This window comes from Gilliamella sp. X-46, from assembly GCF_057063525.1.
This window is the reverse complement of the sequence record NZ_JBXSQH010000014.1, coordinates 23642-43455: the sequence shown is the minus strand read 5'-3', so window position 1 is coordinate 43455 and position 19814 is coordinate 23642. Positions and strand designations below refer to the sequence as shown.

At 37.8% G+C, this 19814-nt stretch carries 14 protein-coding genes; 6 read left to right on the top strand and 8 right to left on the bottom strand.

The genetic code is table 11. The annotated features are described in order from the left end of the window. Positions 1–106: 106 nt before the first annotated feature. The 3 genes from gndA to trxA all read right to left on the bottom strand — a co-directional run bounded on the left by gndA (position 107) and on the right by trxA (position 3648). Entirely contained in the window at positions 107–1522 is a 1416-nt protein-coding gene (gndA, locus tag ACYIAJ_RS08880) for an NADP-dependent phosphogluconate dehydrogenase (protein WP_483560589.1), read from the bottom strand. Between the two features lie 174 nt (positions 1523–1696). Next, positions 1697–2959, bottom strand: coding sequence for a transcription termination factor Rho (rho, locus tag ACYIAJ_RS08875; protein ID WP_091348247.1), 1263 nt, complete (start codon positions 2957–2959; stop codon positions 1697–1699). 362 nt (positions 2960–3321) lie between these two features. Further along, the gene (trxA, locus tag ACYIAJ_RS08870) at positions 3322–3648 is read right to left on the bottom strand and encodes a thioredoxin TrxA (protein WP_483560588.1); all 327 of its coding nucleotides are present in this window, start codon (positions 3646–3648) and stop codon (positions 3322–3324) included. A 152-nt stretch (positions 3649–3800) separates the two neighbouring features. Here trxA and rhlB point away from each other — a divergent pair, with 152 nt between their 5' ends. Then, the gene (rhlB, locus tag ACYIAJ_RS08865; RefSeq protein ID WP_483560587.1) at positions 3801–5030 is read left to right on the top strand and encodes an ATP-dependent RNA helicase RhlB; all 1230 of its coding nucleotides are present in this window, start codon (positions 3801–3803) and stop codon (positions 5028–5030) included. A 157-nt stretch (positions 5031–5187) separates the two neighbouring features. Here rhlB and ACYIAJ_RS08860 read toward each other — a convergent pair whose 3' ends face one another. Then, positions 5188–5814: a TfoX/Sxy family DNA transformation protein gene (locus tag ACYIAJ_RS08860; RefSeq protein WP_483560586.1), complete on the bottom strand. Its 627-nt coding sequence runs from the start codon at positions 5812–5814 to the stop codon at positions 5188–5190. 315 nt (positions 5815–6129) lie between these two features. Here ACYIAJ_RS08860 and ACYIAJ_RS08855 point away from each other — a divergent pair, with 315 nt between their 5' ends. Further along, a complete protein-coding gene (locus tag ACYIAJ_RS08855) occupies positions 6130–6771 on the top strand; it encodes a hypothetical protein (protein WP_483560585.1) in 642 nt (213 codons plus the stop codon). A 6-nt stretch (positions 6772–6777) separates the two neighbouring features. Here ACYIAJ_RS08855 and glnB read toward each other — a convergent pair whose 3' ends face one another. Both glnB and ACYIAJ_RS08845 read right to left on the bottom strand, forming a co-directional pair. Beyond that, positions 6778–7116, bottom strand: coding sequence for a nitrogen regulatory protein P-II (glnB, locus tag ACYIAJ_RS08850; protein ID WP_065586186.1), 339 nt, complete (start codon positions 7114–7116; stop codon positions 6778–6780). Between the two features lie 23 nt (positions 7117–7139). Further along, a complete protein-coding gene (locus tag ACYIAJ_RS08845; RefSeq protein WP_483564682.1) occupies positions 7140–8750 on the bottom strand; it encodes an NAD+ synthase in 1611 nt (536 codons plus the stop codon). Positions 8751–8880: 130 nt separating this feature from the next. Here ACYIAJ_RS08845 and aroB point away from each other — a divergent pair, with 130 nt between their 5' ends. The 4 genes from aroB (at position 8881) to ACYIAJ_RS08825 (ending at position 12439) form a co-directional block, all read left to right on the top strand. Then, on the top strand, positions 8881–9951 hold the full coding sequence (gene aroB, locus ACYIAJ_RS08840; protein WP_483560601.1) for a 3-dehydroquinate synthase: 1071 nt from the start codon (positions 8881–8883) through the stop codon (positions 9949–9951). Between the two features lie 117 nt (positions 9952–10068). Then, positions 10069–10524 carry a putative T6SS immunity periplasmic lipoprotein gene (locus ACYIAJ_RS08835; RefSeq protein ID WP_483560583.1) on the top strand — a complete coding sequence of 152 codons (456 nt, stop codon included), beginning with the start codon at positions 10069–10071 and terminating at the stop codon, positions 10522–10524. 64 nt (positions 10525–10588) lie between these two features. After that, positions 10589–11047: a putative T6SS immunity periplasmic lipoprotein gene (locus tag ACYIAJ_RS08830; RefSeq protein ID WP_483560582.1), complete on the top strand. Its 459-nt coding sequence runs from the start codon at positions 10589–10591 to the stop codon at positions 11045–11047. Positions 11048–11353: 306 nt separating this feature from the next. Beyond that, positions 11354–12439, top strand: coding sequence for a 3-deoxy-7-phosphoheptulonate synthase (locus tag ACYIAJ_RS08825; protein WP_091348275.1), 1086 nt, complete (start codon positions 11354–11356; stop codon positions 12437–12439). 46 nt (positions 12440–12485) lie between these two features. Here ACYIAJ_RS08825 and purL read toward each other — a convergent pair whose 3' ends face one another. Both purL and ACYIAJ_RS08815 read right to left on the bottom strand, forming a co-directional pair. Beyond that, the gene (gene purL / locus ACYIAJ_RS08820; RefSeq protein WP_483564681.1) at positions 12486–16388 is read right to left on the bottom strand and encodes a phosphoribosylformylglycinamidine synthase; all 3903 of its coding nucleotides are present in this window, start codon (positions 16386–16388) and stop codon (positions 12486–12488) included. 1677 nt (positions 16389–18065) lie between these two features. Beyond that, positions 18066–19463, bottom strand: a complete 1398-nt coding sequence (locus ACYIAJ_RS08815) for a hypothetical protein (RefSeq protein ID WP_483564680.1) — start codon at positions 19461–19463, stop codon at positions 18066–18068. Positions 19464–19814 lie beyond the last annotated feature (351 nt).

The window sequence follows — 19814 nt, the reverse complement described above, 5'->3', positions numbered from 1 at the left end:
TAATAATGAAGAGAGAGAAGAAAAATAAACTCACTAACAAAAAATAACAAAAGTGCAAACTTACTTGCACTTTTGTTTACCAAAATAAGGTTATTAACTGAAAATACTATGATTCAATATTTAGCCAATTTGTATGAAAAATCCCTTCTTTATCAATACGTTGATAAGTATGAGCACCAAAATAATCTCGTTGTGCTTGAATCAAGTTAGCGGGTAATACCGCCGAACGATAGCTATCATAATAAGCAATAGCAGCCGAAAGTGTAGGAACTGCAATACCTTGCTGTACAGCTAGAGATACCACATCACGTAATGACTGTTGATAAGCTTCTGCCGTTTTATTGAAATAAGGGGCTAGCAACAAATTATCAATCTCGTTATTTTCAGCATAAGCATCCGTAATTTTTTGTAAAAATTGCGCACGAATAATACAACCTGCTCTAAAAATTTTAGCTATTTCACCATAATTCAAATTCCATTGATATTTATGGGATGCGGCTTTCAACTGAGCAAAACCTTGTGCATAAGAAATAATTTTCCCCATATATAGCGCTTTACGAACTTTCTCTATCAGTTCTTTCTTATCGCCACTATAAGACTGTTTTTCAGGACCTTTTAATACTTTTGATGCCGCAACTCGCTGATCTTTAATTGCAGATAGATAACGAGCAAATACAGACTCAGTGATTAATGATAAAGGCTCACCCAAATCTAAAGCGCTCTGGCTAGTCCATTTACCTGTCCCTTTATTGCCTGCAGCATCTAAAATCACATCAACTAAATAATTACCTTCTTCGTCTTTATGTTTGAAGATATCGGCTGTGATTTCGATCAAATAACTATCTAATTCACCTTTATTCCAATCAGTAAAAACATCAGCAAGTTCGTCGTTAGTTAAACCAACGGCATGTTTTAACACAGAATAGCTTTCCGCTATCAGTTGCATATCGCCATACTCAATACCATTATGAGCCATTTTCACATAATGGCCAGCACCATTTGGACCGATATAAGTCACACAAGGTTCGTTATTAGCCTTAGCTGCTATTTTCTCTAATATAGGTGCAACTAACTCATAAGCTTCTTTTTGACCACCTGGCATAATTGAAGGACCTTTAAGCGCCCCTTCTTCACCACCAGAAACACCTGTACCAATAAAATTAAAGCCTTCATCTGAAAGCATTTTATTGCGGCGAATGGTATCTTCAAAATAAGCATTACCACCATCAATAATAATATCGCCTTTATCTAAAAGTGGGCGTAATTCATCTATTACAGCATCAGTGCCTTTACCTGCTTGAACCATGATTAGGATGCGACGTGGCTTTTCTAAAGAATTGACGAAATCTTCAATGGTAAAATAAGGAACCAATTGCTTATCAGAATGCTCAGCCATGACTTGCTCTGTTTTATCTTTAGAACGATTATAAATAGCAACAGAAAATCCACGACTTTCAATATTGAGCGCAAGATTTCGCCCCATAACTGCCATTCCAATAACACCGATTTGTTGCTTTGACATGAGTTGGCTCCTTTATTAAACCTTTATAACCTTAACCATAAGGCTTTTTAACAACAACTAAAACTTAATTAAGTTTTATAAATTACGCTATATTTTGCCATAAAAAAAGCCGTATCAGAATATAATACAGCTCTTTTTCATTACTTTAATGATATTTACTATTAACTGCGCAAATCACGACCGCTTCATCATTTCAAAAAACTCATCATTGGTTTTAGTCATGGACAGTTTATCAATCAAGAATTCCATCGCATCAGTCTCCCCCATTGGGTTAAGAATTTTGCGTAAAATCCACATTTTTTGCAGTTCATCTGGCGAAGTCATTAAATCTTCTTTACGTGTACCAGAACGATTAAAATCAATGGCAGGGAACACTCGACGTTCAGCAATTTTACGTGATAAATGGACTTCCATATTACCCGTACCTTTGAACTCTTCGTAGATAACTTCATCCATTTTAGAACCAGTATCAATCAATGCGGTTGCAATAATGGTTAAGCTCCCACCATCTTCTACATTACGGGCTGCACCAAAAAAGCGTTTTGGACGATGCAATGCATTCGCATCCACACCACCAGTTAAAACTTTACCTGATGAAGGAACAACCGTATTATAAGCTCGCGCCAAACGAGTGATTGAGTCTAACAAAATAATCACATCTTTTTTATGTTCCACTAAACGTTTTGCTCGTTCAATAACCATTTCAGCAACTTGAACATGCCTTGCTGCTGGTTCATCAAATGTCGACGCAACAACTTCGCCTTTAACCAGACGTTGCATTTCAGTCACTTCTTCTGGACGCTCATCAATCATCAATACAACTAACTCACATTCAGGATGATTAACGGCTAGGCTTTGAGCAATATTTTGCAGAAGCATTGTTTTACCCGCTTTAGGTGGTGCAACAATCAAACCGCGTTGACCTTTACCAATTGGCGAAGCCAAATCAAGCACTCTTGCTGTGATATCTTCGGTTGAACCATTGCCTCGTTCCATACGTAATCGAGAGTTAGGGTGAAGGGGAGTTAAGTTTTCAAAAAGAATCTTGTTGCGAGCATCTTCTGGCTTATCGTGATTGACTTCGTTTACTTTTAGTAAAGCAAAATAACGCTCACCCTCTTTAGGAGGACGGATTTTACCGGCAATGGTATCACCCGTTCTTAAATTAAATCGTCGAATTTGACTTGGTGATACATAAATATCATCAGGCCCAGCTAAATAAGAGCTATCGGCTGAACGTAAAAAGCCAAATCCATCTTGCAAAATTTCTAGTACACCATCACCAAAAATATCTTCACCACTTTTGGCATGCTGCTTTAAGATTGCAAAAATAATGTCTTGTTTTCTAAGGCGGGCAAGATTTTCAAGCCCCATTTTTTTTTCACCAAGCGCGACAAGCTCAGAGACAGAAGTGTTTTTTAATTCAGTTAAATTCATAATTTTAAAAATTCTTGAGGATAAAATTGATATGTTTGCAATTAATATTATTTTTGTATATTAGTTTCATTTACTTATAAAAAATTTCTTTCCCTTACAACACATAAATTCAATCGATTACTAAGCTTTTGATGATAATTGAAGATCTGAATATAGAATTTCACCACTTTACCAATAAAAACAATGAATTTTAGAAAGGAATATTTGTAAGAGGCTAGCAATTTACACTAAAAATACTAATATGTCTATATTTAATTGAATTAGTTATTCTAAGTTACTAAACATAGTAAAAAGATAGGATCCAAAAGAGTAATATATAAAATTACTCTTTTAACAACTCATATCCAAACATAGGATATCTATTATAATTGCGGATCGATAAAATCTTTAAGCTGAGCTTTAGATAAAGCCCCTACTTGAGTGGCAGCCACTTGTCCATTTTTAAAAATCAACAAAGTAGGAATGCCTCGAATACCAAATTTAGGTGCCACATTAGGGTTTTCTTCAACATTCAATTTAGCAACAACAATTTTATCACCATATTCTTGCACTATTTCTTCCAAGATCGGAGCAATCATTTTACAAGGTCCACACCATGGAGCCCAAAAATCAACAAGTACGGGCTTTGTTGATTCATTAATTGTTTTATCAAATGTAGCTTCCGATAACAGAACGATATTATTACTCATTTTTATCTCCAACATACTTTAACTGGTATGCAATAATAGATTACTTTGTATTTCCCTACTAGTAATTAGTATAATAGGATATAATTATTAGTGATGCCAGCGTATTGAATATGTTATAATACTAAAATTCTGTAATTATATTCACAATCACAATGATTCAAGCATATCTTACCAAAACAACTTTTAGCCAATTCCCTCTTCATCCTTTAGTGTTAAAAGCACTTGAGAAAAAAGAGTTTATTTATTGCACTCCTATTCAAGAAAAAACATTGCCATTAACCACCAAAAGAATTGATATCGCCGGACAAGGGCAAACAGGAACAGGCAAAACCATGGCGTTTTTGGCATCAACATTTAATCACTTGTTGAATCATGAACCTTTACCCGATCACAAAATCAATCAACCAAGAGCTATCATTATTGCACCAACACGCGAATTAGTTGTGCAAATATACCATGACGCAGAACGCTTATCGGAAGAAACAGGGCTTAAATTAGGGCTTGCTTTTGGTGGTGATGGCTATGATAAACAATTAAAAATGCTCTCGACTGGCATTGATATTTTAATTGCAACAACAGGGCGATTAATTGACTATGCGAAACAAAATTACATTAATTTAGAAGCTATTCAAGTTGTCGTGTTAGACGAAGCCGATCGCATGTTTGATTTAGGATTTATTCGCGATATACGTTGGATCTTCAAGCATATGACTCCACCAAACAAAAGGTTAACTATGCTGTTTTCTGCAACATTAACACACAATGTGCGCGAATTAGCTTTTGAGCATATGAACAATCCACAATATGTCGAAGTTGAGCCAGAACAAAAAATTGGTCATCGAATCAAAGAAGAGCTATTTTTCCCATCAAATGAAGATAAATTGGCACTATTGCAAACACTTATCGAAGAAGAATGGCCAGATCGCTGCATTGTATTTGCTAACACCAAAGTAGCTTGTGAAAAAATTTGGCGACACCTTATTGCTGATGGCCATCGAGTTGGACTATTAACAGGCGATATCGCTCAGAAAAAGCGTTTATCAATTTTAGAGCAATTCACACAAGGACAACTTGATATTTTAGTTGCCACTGATGTCGCGGCTCGAGGATTACATATCCCAAATGTTACTCACGTTTTCAATTATGATCTACCCGATGATTGCGATGATTATCGACATCGAATCGGACGAACAGGACGTGCTGGCGCTGAAGGTTACTCGATTTCACTAGCTTGTGAACGTTATTCACAAAACTTACCTGCTATTGAAAAAGCAATTGCTCATGCTATTCCCGTTAGCCAGTATGATCCTTCTGCATTATTGGTCGATTTACCAACTCCAAAACCTTTTAGGCGTCCACCAAGAAGAAAACCTACAAACTAACTAAAACAGCTGGTAGTAAAAAAACGAAATAATATAAACTATAAAAAGCTATCTAAAAATACGATAATACTTTAACTACATCATTTTTAAATAGCTTTATTTTAGGATAACTTTTGATGATGATATTATTCGCACTAATTAATACCAGCCACCAAAATCATTTTTCATTCAAATTGCCATCTATCTGATTTAAAAAACATTGATATTCAAGCTCAATTGCTTTTTTAGTTTCCTTAGATAAGGTAGCAACATGAAACCGATGCAATGAACTATATAAAACAAACAGAATATTAATTGAAATTGCCGATTTCTTTTGTTTTATTTTATAATATGCACTTAAATATCCCTCTTCTTGAAGAGCTTCAACATCTTTGATTCCGACACTGCATAACAATCTTTCTAATGACAAAGTCATATTTGGCATCTCTTTTATCCGTTTTTCTTTGAGTTTACCTTTTTCATATTGTTCTTTTTTAGTATATTCAATCACCATTGTTACCATAGCAAGTAACTTTTCATGATCTTTAAAAAGTACATCACCAACTTTATAATAATCAAGTAATTTAGTTGACATACCCATTGTTATGCTTAATGGCTGCATGCCTAAATCAATAAAAATTGATCGATAATCAGGATGTCCTCTTAAATAAAAGTCTTTTTGAGTAATCCAGCCAAACATGGTATCTTCACTATTAACGCTAAATCCGCCAAAAAATGTTTTAATTGAAATATCTTTAACATCAGAAAGCTCTGTTAAAATTCGATTTGCAAATGTTGAACACATAATCAATTTCCATTTAAACTTTATTAAGCAACTAAAATAACTTATCAATTAATCTAAATTATAGTTATTCCATATTCAAACAATTTCTAAATAAATTCATAATTATGCGATCTGTCTTCCATATATAAACATTAAATACATTATTACTTGATAAATTATCTTCTTGTGACATAAAATCAATTTTTGTAAAAAAACATCATTAAAAAACAAACAAATCTTAACAATTCTTAAAAAGAAAAGCTGCTTTAACATTGTTATTCTGTCATAATAATTATACAATCAAAACCAATTAACTAACTTAATGGTAACTAATTTTTGTCAATCCAAATCAATATGATAAAAAAAATTATTGCTCTATTTTTTATGTTTTACTCTTTTATCGCATCCGCCGATAAATTACCATTAATTGAATCATTAACATTGTGCACTCCATCTTTTTTTAAAGATGTTTATGCCAATAAAGAAGAATTAGAAAAATATACTAACATCAAGGTTTTCAATCAAAATCAAGCTTATATCTCTGTAGAAAATCGTACTAATTTAGACAAAAACTATGTTTATTTCAAAACACCAATGGCTTATAAAAACCTAACAATCACAGGCTATTATGACAGTGCTATGGATCTTGGAAAAATAGGGAAATATTATTTCTGGGGGTTCATCATAGACAATGATATTAATCAAATAAAAGAGACACTAAAAGAAATAAATTGGAAAAATATGGAAGAAAACCTTCTTTATATCGGAAATCCAATGATTCGAAGTATTAATGATGACATCCAAGTCTGGCATAAAAATACCGGCACTGTTGTTGGTGTCAAAACGATTCCAGCACCGGATACTACCGAAAAGCTATTATTACTTGAAAAAGGTCCAAATATGACCCTTCTTATTTGCTCTATTCAAGGTGTTGTAACACCTCAATTACTAAAACAAGAGCGGCCAGACATTCAATAATTTAAACTAAATCGCTGATTCATCCATTTCACCAGTTCGAATCCGAATTACTTGTTCAACATTATAAACAAAAATTTTTCCATCACCAATTTTGCCAGTTTGCGCTGTTTTCATAATCGTCTCTATACACATTTCTAAAATATCGTCAGGGACAATAAGCTCAATTTTTACTTTCGGCAAAAAATCAACCATATATTCCGCACCACGGTAAAGTTCGGTATGCCCCTTTTGGCGCCCAAAACCTTTAACCTCAGTCACTGTCATACCGGTAATACCTTGATCAGCTAGCGCCTCTCGAATATCATCTAATTTAAATGGTTTAATAATAGCTTCAATTTTTTTCATATCTATTTTCCCTTAATCCGAGATTACCAATTTTTAAACCCAAAGGCAGAAGTGATGGGATAACGTCGACCTTTACCAAAATTACGAGCAGTGATTTTAGGACCAACTGCTGATTGGCGGCGTTTATACTCATTGATATCAACCAATTTAATAACTCGCCTTATTGTCGCTTCATCATAGCCTTGCGCAATAAGTTGTTCAATGGAAAGATCAAGTTGAACATAACCTTTTAATATACCATCTAAAATATCATAAGGAGGCAAACTATCTTCATCTTTTTGATCTGGAGCAAGCTCTGCTGAAGGGGGACGAGTTATCACTCGCTCAGGAATTACATAAGAACGAGTATTTCGATATTTAGACAATGCAAAAACCATTGTTTTAGGAACATCTTTAAGCACATCAAACCCACCGGCCATATCGCCATAAAGCGTTGCATAACCAACCGACATTTCGCTTTTATTACCCGTTGTCAGCACCAATCTGCGCCGTTTATTTGACAGAGCCATTAAAATAACACCACGACAGCGCGCTTGCAGATTTTCCTCTGTGGTATCTTTTGCTGTGCCTAAAAACAGTGGGGTTAACGATGACATAAATGCATCAAACATCGGTTCAATGGAAACAATATCAAATTCGACCCCTAATATTTCAGCTTCTTCCTTAGCATCAGCAATACTGATATCGGCTGTATAACGAAATGGCATCATCACTGCTTGTACTTTATCTTTACCTAATGCATCAACAGCAATTGCCAACGTGAGCGCAGAATCAATCCCACCAGAAAGCCCTAAAACAGCACCTTCAAAACCATTTTTAGTAATATAGTCTCTTGTTGCTAACACTAAAGCATCATAAACAGAAGCTAAAACAGCCACTTCTGATTGTGGCTGTGAACACTCAACACTAAAAGGATTGTTCAAATCCAAAACGGCCATATCTTCTTTAAAAGCTTCAAGTTGGCAAACCACCTCGCCTTGTCCATTACAGGCAAAAGAACAACCATCAAAAACCAACTCATCTTGCCCCCCAATTTGGTTGACATAAACAATCGGTAAACCAATGCGTTTTGCATGCTGTTTAACTAAATCATATCGTTGTTGCTGTTTTTCATAATCATATGGTGAAGCATTAATTGCCACCACAAAATCAGCTTGAGCTTGTTTAATATTATCGATTGGCTGATTTTGCCAAAGATCTTCACAAATTAACAAACCAATCTTTTGTCCTTTAAAGTTCACAACACAAGTTTGATCGCCGGCAGTAAAGTAACGCTTCTCATCAAATACATCATAATTAGGCAGTAATTGTTTATGGTAACAAGCCAACAATTTCCCATCACAAAAAAATGAAAGGGCATTATAAATATGCTCATCTTGCCAATGTGGATGCCCAACAATAATCGCACAGTGTTTACTTGCTTGTTGAATTAAAGCAAGCGCCCTTTGACAGCGATCTTTAAAATCGGATCGATATACTAAATCCTCGGGAGGGTAACCGCATAAAGCAAGTTCAGAAAAAACAATGAGGTCATCGGACGAATGGCGACTAATTAGCTCAATAATCTGTTGAGCATTCCCTTCAATATCGCCCACACGCCAATTTTTTTGTGCTAAAACAATAGAGATAGACATATAGAATTTAACATCACAAATCAAAATTGTTGATAAGTTTAAATGATTCTAAGTTGCACTGCCACTCTTTTATCGATAACATTGCAACAATAAATCCGTTTTGACTTGTCTGGAAATTAATATGCAAAAAATGTTAAATGTGGCGTTAGCCAACCGCAGTTATCCCATCACAATTGGTGAAAATTTACTGAGCGAATTTCAACATTTTAAACTCAAGGCAGGTCAACGCGTACTGATTGCAACCAACGACACTATCGCTCCACTTTATTTACAAACACTCACTGATATGCTTGAAAAGCAGGGTATAAAAACTGACTCTATTGTTGTACCCGATGGCGAACAATACAAAACCATAGAAACATGGAACACGATCCTCACTGCCTTACTTGCCAATAACCATACACGTAGTTCAATCCTTATTGCACTTGGTGGGGGTGTCATCGGGGATGTTGCTGGATTTGCTGCATCGGCTTACCAACGTGGTATTAAATTTATTCAAGTACCAACTACACTACTTTCCCAAGTTGATTCATCGGTTGGCGGAAAAACAGCCATTAACCATCCGCTTGGCAAAAACATGATTGGTGCTTTTTACCAACCACAAGCAGTAGTTATTGATCTAAACTGCTTAAAAACCTTACCACAAAGAGAGCTGTCAGCAGGACTTGCTGAAGTCATAAAATACGGCATTATTTTAGACCCCGAATTTTTTAATTGGTTAGAACAGCATATAGAAGATTTATTAAATTTAGATGTTAACGCATTAAGTTACTGTATTTACCATTGCTGCGAACTAAAAGCAAAAGTGGTTGCCGCTGACGAAACAGAACAAGACATGCGCGCCATTTTAAATCTTGGTCATACTTATGGTCATGCTATAGAAGCAGAACTAGGCTATGGAAACTGGCTACATGGCGAAGCCGTCAGCGTGGGAATGTTAATGGCCGCACACACCGCCAAATTACTCGGACAATTAACGCAAGCAGATATTGATAGAATAAAAAACTTATTAATACGTGCTAAGCTACCGGTTAACAGACCGGCACAAATGCCGATTGAATCTTACCTTCCACACATGTTACGAGATAAAAAAGTACTATCTGGGCAGTTAAGACTTGTTGTGCCAACTAAAATTGGGCATGTTGATGTGATGGATGGTATTGATAAAAATATCGTATTAGAATCTATTGCTAACGTCTAATATTAGCCATATTTTTTGACTCTACACCAAATATCGTTAAACTACTAAAACATTTTTACAAAAATAATAAACCGCTTTAAAAATTAGGAAGGAATAAAAAAGTAAAGGATCATCTGCATGAAAAAAAGCCTCATTCAAATACTAATAATGATTTTAATATTATCAACAACAACAGGATGCTGTCTACTATTTCGCCAACCAGTACGAGAACGACCTGATGTAGAATTAAATAACAATCAGCTATGTATTAGCATCCCCAAGGGAAAATACTCCCAAAATAGGTTATTTAATATTAGGTTTATAAGTATCAGTGAGAAAATAAAAGATGGCCCTACGTATGATCGCACAAGATATTATAGTGGAATGACTGATACAGGCGTAAAAATGCAATACCAAGTTCACCCTGGTGAATGCTTAAATCTTGATTATCAATTTAAAACCGATATACGTTACTATGTATTTATTAAAGCAATGCAACAAAACAGCGAAGATTGGAATATAGTTAAAAGATTAGATAAAAGATTGATACTAAAAAAACAAAACGATGGCTCATTACAATTGTTAGAGTATTAAACAAACAACATATTAAACCAATTTAAATAACAAACATAACTTTATCACAACAATAAATAACCTTATGAAAAAGAACTTCGCAATTATATTATTAATTATTATTCCGTTAATATCACTAACAGGCTGCTACCCACACTACAAAACTGAAGTTGTTACTGTTACACCAGATATAACATTAAATAATGACAATCAACTATGTATCAGCATACCTACAAACCAAATTATGGCAAACCAATCAATTCCCATTGATACTATTTATATTACAGAAACAACTCTATCAGAAAAGGGCTTCCTAGAGGATTGGGAAAAAGATAATTGGAAAGGAGAGAACATTCGTTCTGGCGAATGCTTGAAAATTGAATACCCTTTGCAAGCAAATACAACTTATCGCATTAAGTTTACCAGTAAGTTGACTTCTGACCCAACATTCTATACATATTTTAGATGGGTAAGGAAATTCCGCCTAGAAAAACAAAATGATGGTAAATTTAGATTATTATTGGACAACAAAGCTAATAAATAATAGCACTTCAGCTCTAATTTAGCTCTATCCAAATTTAGCATTGACCTTAATTATCATTAAGCTAGGGTAACCTAGCTTAATCATTATTATCAGATCTCAGATTAAATCAACACACATAAAGCTCTACACGATTAAAATGTAAATATAAATTTACTAAAACTACACAATAAAAACAACCCTAATGAATTCTGATTAATAAGTGAAAATTTAATTTACTATTGTGTAATTTTGTGTTTACATAATAAGCGTTAATGTAATTAATATTTTACATATAAAGTATAAATGATTTTAACAAGGAAAATAAAAATGTTAAAAGATTCACTAAATAATGTCAGAATTAGGGATGAACACATGCTAGTTACCCCCATAGAGATAAAAAAACTTTATCCGCTATCTAATGATCTAGAAAAGCAAATTGCCTCATCAAGACAAACCATTGTTGATATTTTAGAACGCCGAGATCATCGATTACTTATCGTATGCGGTCCTTGCTCTATTCATGACCCCGTTGCAGCAATTGAATATGCACATAAATTAAAAAAACTATCCGACGAAGTCAACGATCACCTATTTATTGTCATGCGTGTCTATTTTGAAAAACCACGCACCACCGTAGGTTGGAAAGGAATGATTAACGACCCACATATGGACAGCTCATTTGATATTGAACATGGACTTAAAAAAGCACGCAAATTATTACTCGATATCACCAAAATTGGGTTGCCTATTGCAACCGAAGCATTAGACCCCAACACACCACAATATATTGGCGATTTAATTAGTTGGTCAGCAATCGGCGCAAGAACGACTGAATCACAAACACATAGAGAAATGGCATCAGGACTATCAATGCCAGTCGGCTTTAAAAATGGCACCGATGGCAGTTTAGATGTCGCCATTAACGCCATGAAATCGGCATCAATGGCGCACCGCTTTGTGGGGATCAATCAACAAGGGCAAGTAACCGTTTTACAAACCATGGGCAATCCACACGGTCATGTTATTTTGCGTGGTGGCAAAACGCCAAATTTTGATGCTGAAAATGTCGCATTATGTGAAACACAAATGAAAAAGGCGGGATTGTTACCTAACTTAATGATTGATTGTAGTCATGCTAATTCCAACAAAGATTATCGCAATCAACCGATTGTTGCCGACTCAATTATTGAACAAATTGAACACGGCAATAACTCAATTATTGGTGTAATGATTGAAAGCAACTTATTTGAAGGCAATCAATCGTCTGAACAACCGCCAGAAAACTTGAAATATGGCGTATCAGTCACTGATGCTTGTATTAATTGGGAAAGTACCGAACAATTATTACAAAAAATGAATAACCAATTAGCAAAACCGCTCACCCAAAGGCAGCAGCAATCAGCTAAAGCCTAAACACTAATAACAAAATCGCCGACAAAAATATCGGCGATTTTTTTATTTAACCTAATTGCTTACGCGCATTACGGAATAGGCGCATCCATGGACTATCTTCGCCCCAATTATCTGGGTGCCAAGAATTTGTTACAGTTCTAAATACACGCTCAGGATGAGGCATCATAATCGTTGCGCGACCATCTTTAGAGGTGACTGCTGTGATCCCATTTGGAGAACCATTCGGATTATTAGGATATTGCTCTGTGACTTGACCAAAATGATCAATATAACGCATAGCAACTAATCCAGAGGCTTCTAAATGCGTTAAATGCACATCATCAGCAACTTCAACCCGTCCTTCCCCATGCGAAACCGCAATTGGCATATAAGAGTCCGTCATACCGGTAAACAGCAAAGATGGGCTTGATTGAATTTTCACTAGACTAAAACGCGCTTCGAAACGTTCTGACACATTACGAACAAAGCGTGGCCACAGATCAGCCCCCGGAATCAAATCCTTCAAATTCGACATCATTTGGCAACCATTACAAACCCCTAACGATAACGTATCGCCGCGATGGAAAAACTGCTCAAACTCATATCGAACTCGCTCATTAAACAGCACCGATTTAGCCCAACCTTCGCCAGCACCCAACACATCACCATAAGAAAAGCCACCACAAGCAACCAGTGTACTAAATGGATCAAGCGTAATACGACCAGAAAGCAGATCCGTCATATGCACATCAATGGCTTCAAAACCAGCTCGATTGAATGCAGCGGCCATTTCGACATGCGAATTAACACCTTGTTCACGTAACACAGCCACTTTAGGTTTTACGCCAGTGACAATATAAGGCGCTGCAATATCTGCTTGAGGATCAAAGGTTAAGTGCACACTTAAGCCTGGATCATCTTCATTTTGTTTGGCTTGATGTTCTTGATCCGCACACTCAGGATTATCACGTAACCGCTGCATCTGCCAAGTTGTTTCGGCCCACCATGTTCTTAACGTTGAGCGCGACTCACTGTAAACCACAGCAGATTTGTTACGCACAATAAATTGTTGTCCTGCTTTAGCACGACCCAAAACATAAACCGCATGAGATAAGCCAAACTGCTTAAAGCAAGCCATCACATCGTCTAAACAACTATTGGCCACCTGAATAACAGCACCAAGCTCCTCATTAAATAGCGAAGCAATCACATCATGGCCTAATTGAGAAATATCAACATCAACACCACAATGCCCAGCAAAAGCCATCTCGGCCAATGTCACAAACAGCCCTCCATCGGAACGATCATGATAAGCAAGCAGAGCATTTTGACTGACTAAGGCTTGAATTGCTTGATAAAAAGCCGCAAGCTCCTTAACATCATGAACATCCGCTGTTTTTTGACCTAAATGACGGTACACCTGTGCCAGTGCAGTTGCGCCTAACGCTTGGTGACCTTTCGATAAATCAACCAACAATAACGTATTATCTTGATCGACACGCAATTGCGGTGTCACGGTTTTACGCACATCTTCAACGCGCGCAAATGCCGAAATCACCAACGATAATGGCGACGTCACTGTTTTTTGTTCGCCATCTTGTTGCCATGTGGTTTTCATCGACATCGAATCTTTACCAACAGGAATCGCCAGACCCAATGCAGGGCATAATTCTTCGCCAATGGCTTTAACTGCTTGATAAAGACCGGCATCTTCGCCCGGATGGCCAGCAGCGGCCATCCAGTTAGCTGAAAGCTTGATACGTTTGATATCGCCGATATTCGTTGCGGCAATATTGGTAATCGCCTCGCCAACGGCAAGCCTTGCTGAAGCGGCAAAGTTAAGCAAAGCAACGGGAGCGCGTTCACCGATTGACATAGCTTCACCATAATAGCTATCTAAGCTTGCAGTCGTAACCGCACAATCAGCAACAGGCACTTGCCATGGGCCAACCATTTGATCGCGCGATACCATTCCAGTCACAGAGCGATCGCCAATGGTGATTAAAAAGGTCTTTTCAGCAACGGTTGGCAAATGTAAAACCCGTTTAACCGCATCATATAAATTAATATCAGCAGTTGAAAAATTATCGCCATGTGCTTGATGGGTCTTAACATCTCGTTGCATTTTAGGTGTTTTACCAAGGAGCACATCCAACGGCAAATCAATTGGATTATTATTAAAATGATCATCATGCAAAGTAACAGCTTTATTGGCAGTTGCTTGACCAATCACCGCATAAGGCGCCCGCTCGCGTTGGCAAAGCTCATCAAACAGGGCCAATTTATCCGGATGGATAGCGAGCACATAACGTTCTTGCGATTCGTTACACCAAATTTCTAGCGGTGACATCCCTGGCTCATCGTTAAGTATTTTGCGTAGCTCAAATTGACCACCACAGCCACCGTCACTAACTAGCTCAGGCATCGCATTAGACAAACCGCCAGCACCCACATCATGAATAAATAAAATAGGATTATCTTCACCAAGTTGCCAACAACGATCGATAACCTCCTGACAACGGCGCTCCATTTCAGGGTTATCACGCTGAACAGAAGCAAAATCCAAATCGGCATCAGACTGGCCCGACGCCATAGACGACGCCGCCCCACCGCCTAAGCCAATATTCATCGCAGGACCACCTAACACAATCAGCTTAGAGCCAGCTGGAAACTCACCCTTTTGGATATGTTCACGACGTATATTACCCATACCGCCTGCCAACATAATCGGCTTATGGTACCCTCTAAGCTCCTCGCCATTATGGCTATTGACCTTTTCTTCATAAGTACGGAAATACCCCAATAAAGCAGGACGACCAAATTCATTATTAAACGCTGCTCCCCCTAAAGGACCCTCCATCATAATATCAAACGCACTGACAATACGATCAGGCTTACCAAAATCTTGCTCCCAAGGTTGTTCAAAATTAGGGATCCGCAAGTTAGAAACCGAAAAACCCACTAAACCAGCTTTAGGTTTAGCTCCGCGCCCTGTTGCGCCCTCATCACGAATCTCACCACCACTTCCCGTTGCTGCACCCGGCCAAGGTGATATGGCTGTTGGATGATTATGCGTTTCCACTTTCATTAAAATATCAGCATATTCTTGATGATAACCGTAGGTTTTATTCTCATTATCGGCAAAAAAGCGCCCAACTTTCGAGCCATCCATCACAGCGGCATTATCCTTATAAGCGGACGAAACATAATCAGGGGTGTGTTCAAAAGTATTTTTGATCATTTTAAACAGTGATTTAGGCTGTTTTTTACCATCAATAATCCAATCAGCGTTAAAAATCTTATGGCGACAATGCTCAGAGTTGGCTTGCGCAAACATATAAAGTTCAATATCAGTCGGATTACGATTTAATTTTTTAAAATTTTCGACTAAATAATCAATTTCATCAGGCGCTAATGCCAAACCTAATTTAAGGTTAGCGTCTTCTAAAGCCTTGCGCCCCTGACCTAATAAATCAACGGTTGTCACAGGTGTTGGTGACTTAACGTGGAATAGCTGCTCGGCTTGCTCAACACGACTAAAAACGGCTTCCATCATGCGATCGTGAATCAATGATAAAAAATCGTTTTTTTGTGAATCGGTTAATGGCGAACTCACTTGCACATAATAAGCGATTCCTCGCTCAATACGGCGAATCTGTAACAAGCCACAATTATGCGCAATGTCCGTCGCTTTTGACGACCAAGGCGAAATGGTTCCGGCTCTTGGAGTAACTAAAAAAAGTTGCTTGCTGGATATCTCTTTAACATTGATTTGTGCGGTTTTAGGACCGTATTGTAATAATTTATCTAAAGTTAGCTGTTGTTCAGCCGTTAACTCGCCAGCCAAATCAACAAAATGGAGGTATTGGGCTTCAATATTGATAACAGGGATGGATTTTTCACAACAAGTAGATAAGATTTTACTAATACGAAATGCAGATAAAGCAGAACAGCCAGCTAAAATTTTCATAAAAATTACTCTTTTTAAGCTAAAAATAGGGGGAAAATAGAATAATATTATAAAAGAAAGCGTACGATGTGGCTATATTAAATACAATTAATCGGGTGATGGTGGGGGGAGTTTGTTTTTTTGTTAAAAAACAACCAGAAAAAACTTTAATAAAATCAATACCTTTTCTGACCGATTTTTGGGCGGAAAATTAGGTCTTTTTTGTTTTGGTGAATAGGATGGATTGGGTGCGGTGGTTTCGGACGTTTTGACCTTGGGTGAATAAAATAGTTACAGTGACCACGTCCGAGCTAAGGGAATTAAAGCGAATTCCCTTAGCAATCCCGCGCTTGGCTGCAGAATGTGGCCTACGGCTGCCCTCCGCCTTCGCTCGGTCTTGACGCACCGGCTATGATTCGCTCCCGGCGAAGCATAGCCTCGCCAAACATCCCTGTTTGGCGTGCTAACCTCACTCTGTTGTCGGCACATTCTGACGCCGGAATAAAACAAACAACATAACCATCGTTTTTGGGAAGATATTGTGTTTTTATAATTATATGTTTGATTTTATTTGAATTAAACGCCTACACGGCGTTAAGGGAGGATAGACATACATGACTAAATCGGGATTTTTTCTAAACCGCCTACACGGCGTTAAGGTTATACCAGAAAATACACCGCTTGTTGCAGCTTTTCTAAACCGCCTACACGGCGTTAAGGACGCTAATGCTGCAGACTCCGGCTCGGTGGTGTTTCTAAACCGCCTACACGGCGTTAAGGTAGAACTTAAGATTTGATAAATCTTGTTATATAAAGATAAACAACAATTTCATCTTTGAAAACCCTTTTTTTGAGCTTTTTTTAATGTGTTGATTTTATTTAATTTTAAATTATCGTAAAAAAAAGGGTTTGGAGCGGTTAATTTGCTGTTATTGGGGCGCTATTCGTGGTTTTGTTGATTTGTTGTATGTCGGCGATTTGCTTAGGTTGTGTAAGTGTTTGATTTAGCTTAAAAACAGCAAAATAAAAACTTCAATAAAATCAATACCTTTTCTGACCACTTTTTGGATGTAATTTCATTGTTTTTTAACAAAAAAGCAATTCACATAAAATACCCAAGGTTATGTTGTCTGTTTTATTCCGGCGTCAGAATGTGCCGACAACAGAGTGAGGTTAGCACGCCAAACAGGGATGTTTGGCGAGGCTATTCTCCGTCAGGAACGGATAATAGCCGGTGCGTTAAGACCGAGCGACTGCGTCGGACAAATTTGTCTGGAACAAATTTGAACATCTTAGCAAAGCGAAGATGGCCTCGAAGAGGCGAGTATCAGGATGATACGAGTAGTGCCGTAGGCCACATTCTGCAGCCAAAGCGTGGGTTGTCAGGGAATTCGCTTTAATTCCCTGACTCGGACGTGGTCACGATAGCTATTTTATTCACTAAAGATCAAAACGTCCGAAACCTTGCCGTACTATAAATAGACCACAAATTTAAACCACCACAACGTAATCATTAGAATTGCCAACCACGCTTTCAGCGTCGGCGGCGGGGGCGGCGCGATTGTGGCTTCGCCGCAACAGCGCGACCCTAAGGGAAAATGCCTCAACTTGCGCGGGGGCGTTATTCTTTGTTAGATTGTCCTCTCAGGTACCATAACCGCCCCCGCGGCCCAAGGATTAAGGACTAAACGCTAAAAACTAAGGTGCGGTACAAACAGCATAGTTGCCGTCGCTAACACTGTAGCTGAAAACGTCGCCGTAGTACGTGCCGATAAGGAAGCCATTGCTACCTGCTGCGTCACTCATCCAGTAGAGGCCCTCGACGAAGTCCGCATCAGCGTAGTAGTCCACGTTGCCCCACTCCGTGAAAAATCCTGCACCTATGTGACGCATAAGACCATTATTAGATGAACTAGGTGTAGCGCCGACAGAACCTTGACACCAACGTCCTGAATTATCACCAGAACAAACCGCATTAGTTAAATCTCTTACCTGCGGCAAACGATAACCCAAACTTCTACACCAAGTGGAGTGGTTGGACTGAGTATCCTCTTTTCCACCCCGATTGACGAACCACTGCTTTAACACAAATCCATACCTCACCTCATTACCACTACCATACCTACCGACCAACTCAAATCTCTGTGGCAAAGAAGGGACGGTAAGCCTACTAGGACTACTTGAGCTTATTTGACTACTACTTGCCCTAGGACCCCTTAACGTTACCCGTGTTACATAACTAGATTTATCAGGAATCCATCTATCGGCTTGGACAGTATTTCCTCTTAGGTCTGTGAATGAACCAGAACGCGGCCTTGTCCAACTTAACTGACTTGCATCGATTCCACCTATGTCCAAATCAAAATACAATCCATCTGAACCTGTAGTTGGAAAGTTTTGGTCGTAAGATGAAGAGTCGTTTGACTGAGTTAAAAAACCCTTTGTAGGAGACCATATGTTAGCTGGGCCTGCATAACGAGGATCATCATTAGAATCGATGCCAGTTGTACCACCCAACAACAAATTCGGCCTTGCGTGACAAACAACCGGACCACCATACGGATTAATATAATAATCCACCGTAGATCCACTAAAACTAGTCCTATTAGGAACTCCGTACTGTGTCTGTAAATATCCCCCTGTACTACTTAAAGTTACCCTATAAGGAGCCTTACATATATCCAATGCACCGTTACGATTAACAGTATTGCCATCCTTATCCCTAAACGATACCGATATATTCCCCGATGCGGTAACACCATTAGCACCCTGTCCATCCCCATCATCATCACGCCAATAATTATATCGAGTGACTAAATCACTTAAATCAACTGAACTAGCCGATGACGGGACTATCATATCTATATCATCCAGAGAATTCCCTGCATAAGGCAATCTTATTGGATTTGATACACTTGATGTATTAGTAGACGGCGTGATGACTTGGCCATCCTGCAACCTTATAGACAACAAACTATCCGTTGATGTGGTCCTTGTTCGACCACCGTCGAACGTTAAATACGGCGCAGTACCTTCAATAGTTTGTGATGTATAAACCGATAACGCCTGTACACTAAACGAAGAAAGTAATAACAAAGGTGTCAACCTCAGAGAAAATACTAATAATTTCGCTAAATTCAGCGGTAAAAATAAAACTCGTGAGGAATCTTGATAACTACAACTTTGATAACCCAAAAGACACACTGAGGAATTGCAATACATACAAACCAACCTGTTAAGTGAATTTTTTTATAAGAATTTTAGAATTATTTGCTTATTCAACTGATCGGACTTTTGTCCTATAACGAAATTATATTCCGCATCATAATGGACAACTAACTTTTTTTTATTGATTTTTGTAAAGTTTTGTTAATAAAGTAATGTCTTGAAAAACGTTTTTTTTGCTGTTTTTTGAGTAAAAACAATCAAATAAAAACTTAAATAAAA

What these genes read in the sequence shown, in the direction of transcription:
- gndA (WP_483560589.1), bottom strand. Translation starts at nt 1,522, where the DNA reads ATGTCAAAGCAACAAATCGGTGTTATTGGAATGGCAGTTATGGGGCGA.
- rho (WP_091348247.1), bottom strand. Translation starts at nt 2,959, where the DNA reads ATGAATTTAACTGAATTAAAAAACACTTCTGTCTCTGAGCTTGTCGCG.
- trxA (WP_483560588.1), bottom strand. Translation starts at nt 3,648, where the DNA reads ATGAGTAATAATATCGTTCTGTTATCGGAAGCTACATTTGATAAAACA.
- rhlB (WP_483560587.1), top strand. Translation starts at nt 3,801, where the DNA reads ATGATTCAAGCATATCTTACCAAAACAACTTTTAGCCAATTCCCTCTT.
- ACYIAJ_RS08860 (WP_483560586.1), bottom strand. Translation starts at nt 5,814, where the DNA reads ATGTGTTCAACATTTGCAAATCGAATTTTAACAGAGCTTTCTGATGTT.
- glnB (WP_065586186.1), bottom strand. Translation starts at nt 7,116, where the DNA reads ATGAAAAAAATTGAAGCTATTATTAAACCATTTAAATTAGATGATATT.
- ACYIAJ_RS08845 (WP_483564682.1), bottom strand. Translation starts at nt 8,750, where the DNA reads ATGTCTATCTCTATTGTTTTAGCACAAAAAAATTGGCGTGTGGGCGAT.
- aroB (WP_483560601.1), top strand. Translation starts at nt 8,881, where the DNA reads ATGTTAAATGTGGCGTTAGCCAACCGCAGTTATCCCATCACAATTGGT.
- ACYIAJ_RS08835 (WP_483560583.1), top strand. Translation starts at nt 10,069, where the DNA reads ATGAAAAAAAGCCTCATTCAAATACTAATAATGATTTTAATATTATCA.
- ACYIAJ_RS08830 (WP_483560582.1), top strand. Translation starts at nt 10,589, where the DNA reads ATGAAAAAGAACTTCGCAATTATATTATTAATTATTATTCCGTTAATA.
- ACYIAJ_RS08825 (WP_091348275.1), top strand. Translation starts at nt 11,354, where the DNA reads ATGTTAAAAGATTCACTAAATAATGTCAGAATTAGGGATGAACACATG.
- purL (WP_483564681.1), bottom strand. Translation starts at nt 16,388, where the DNA reads ATGAAAATTTTAGCTGGCTGTTCTGCTTTATCTGCATTTCGTATTAGT.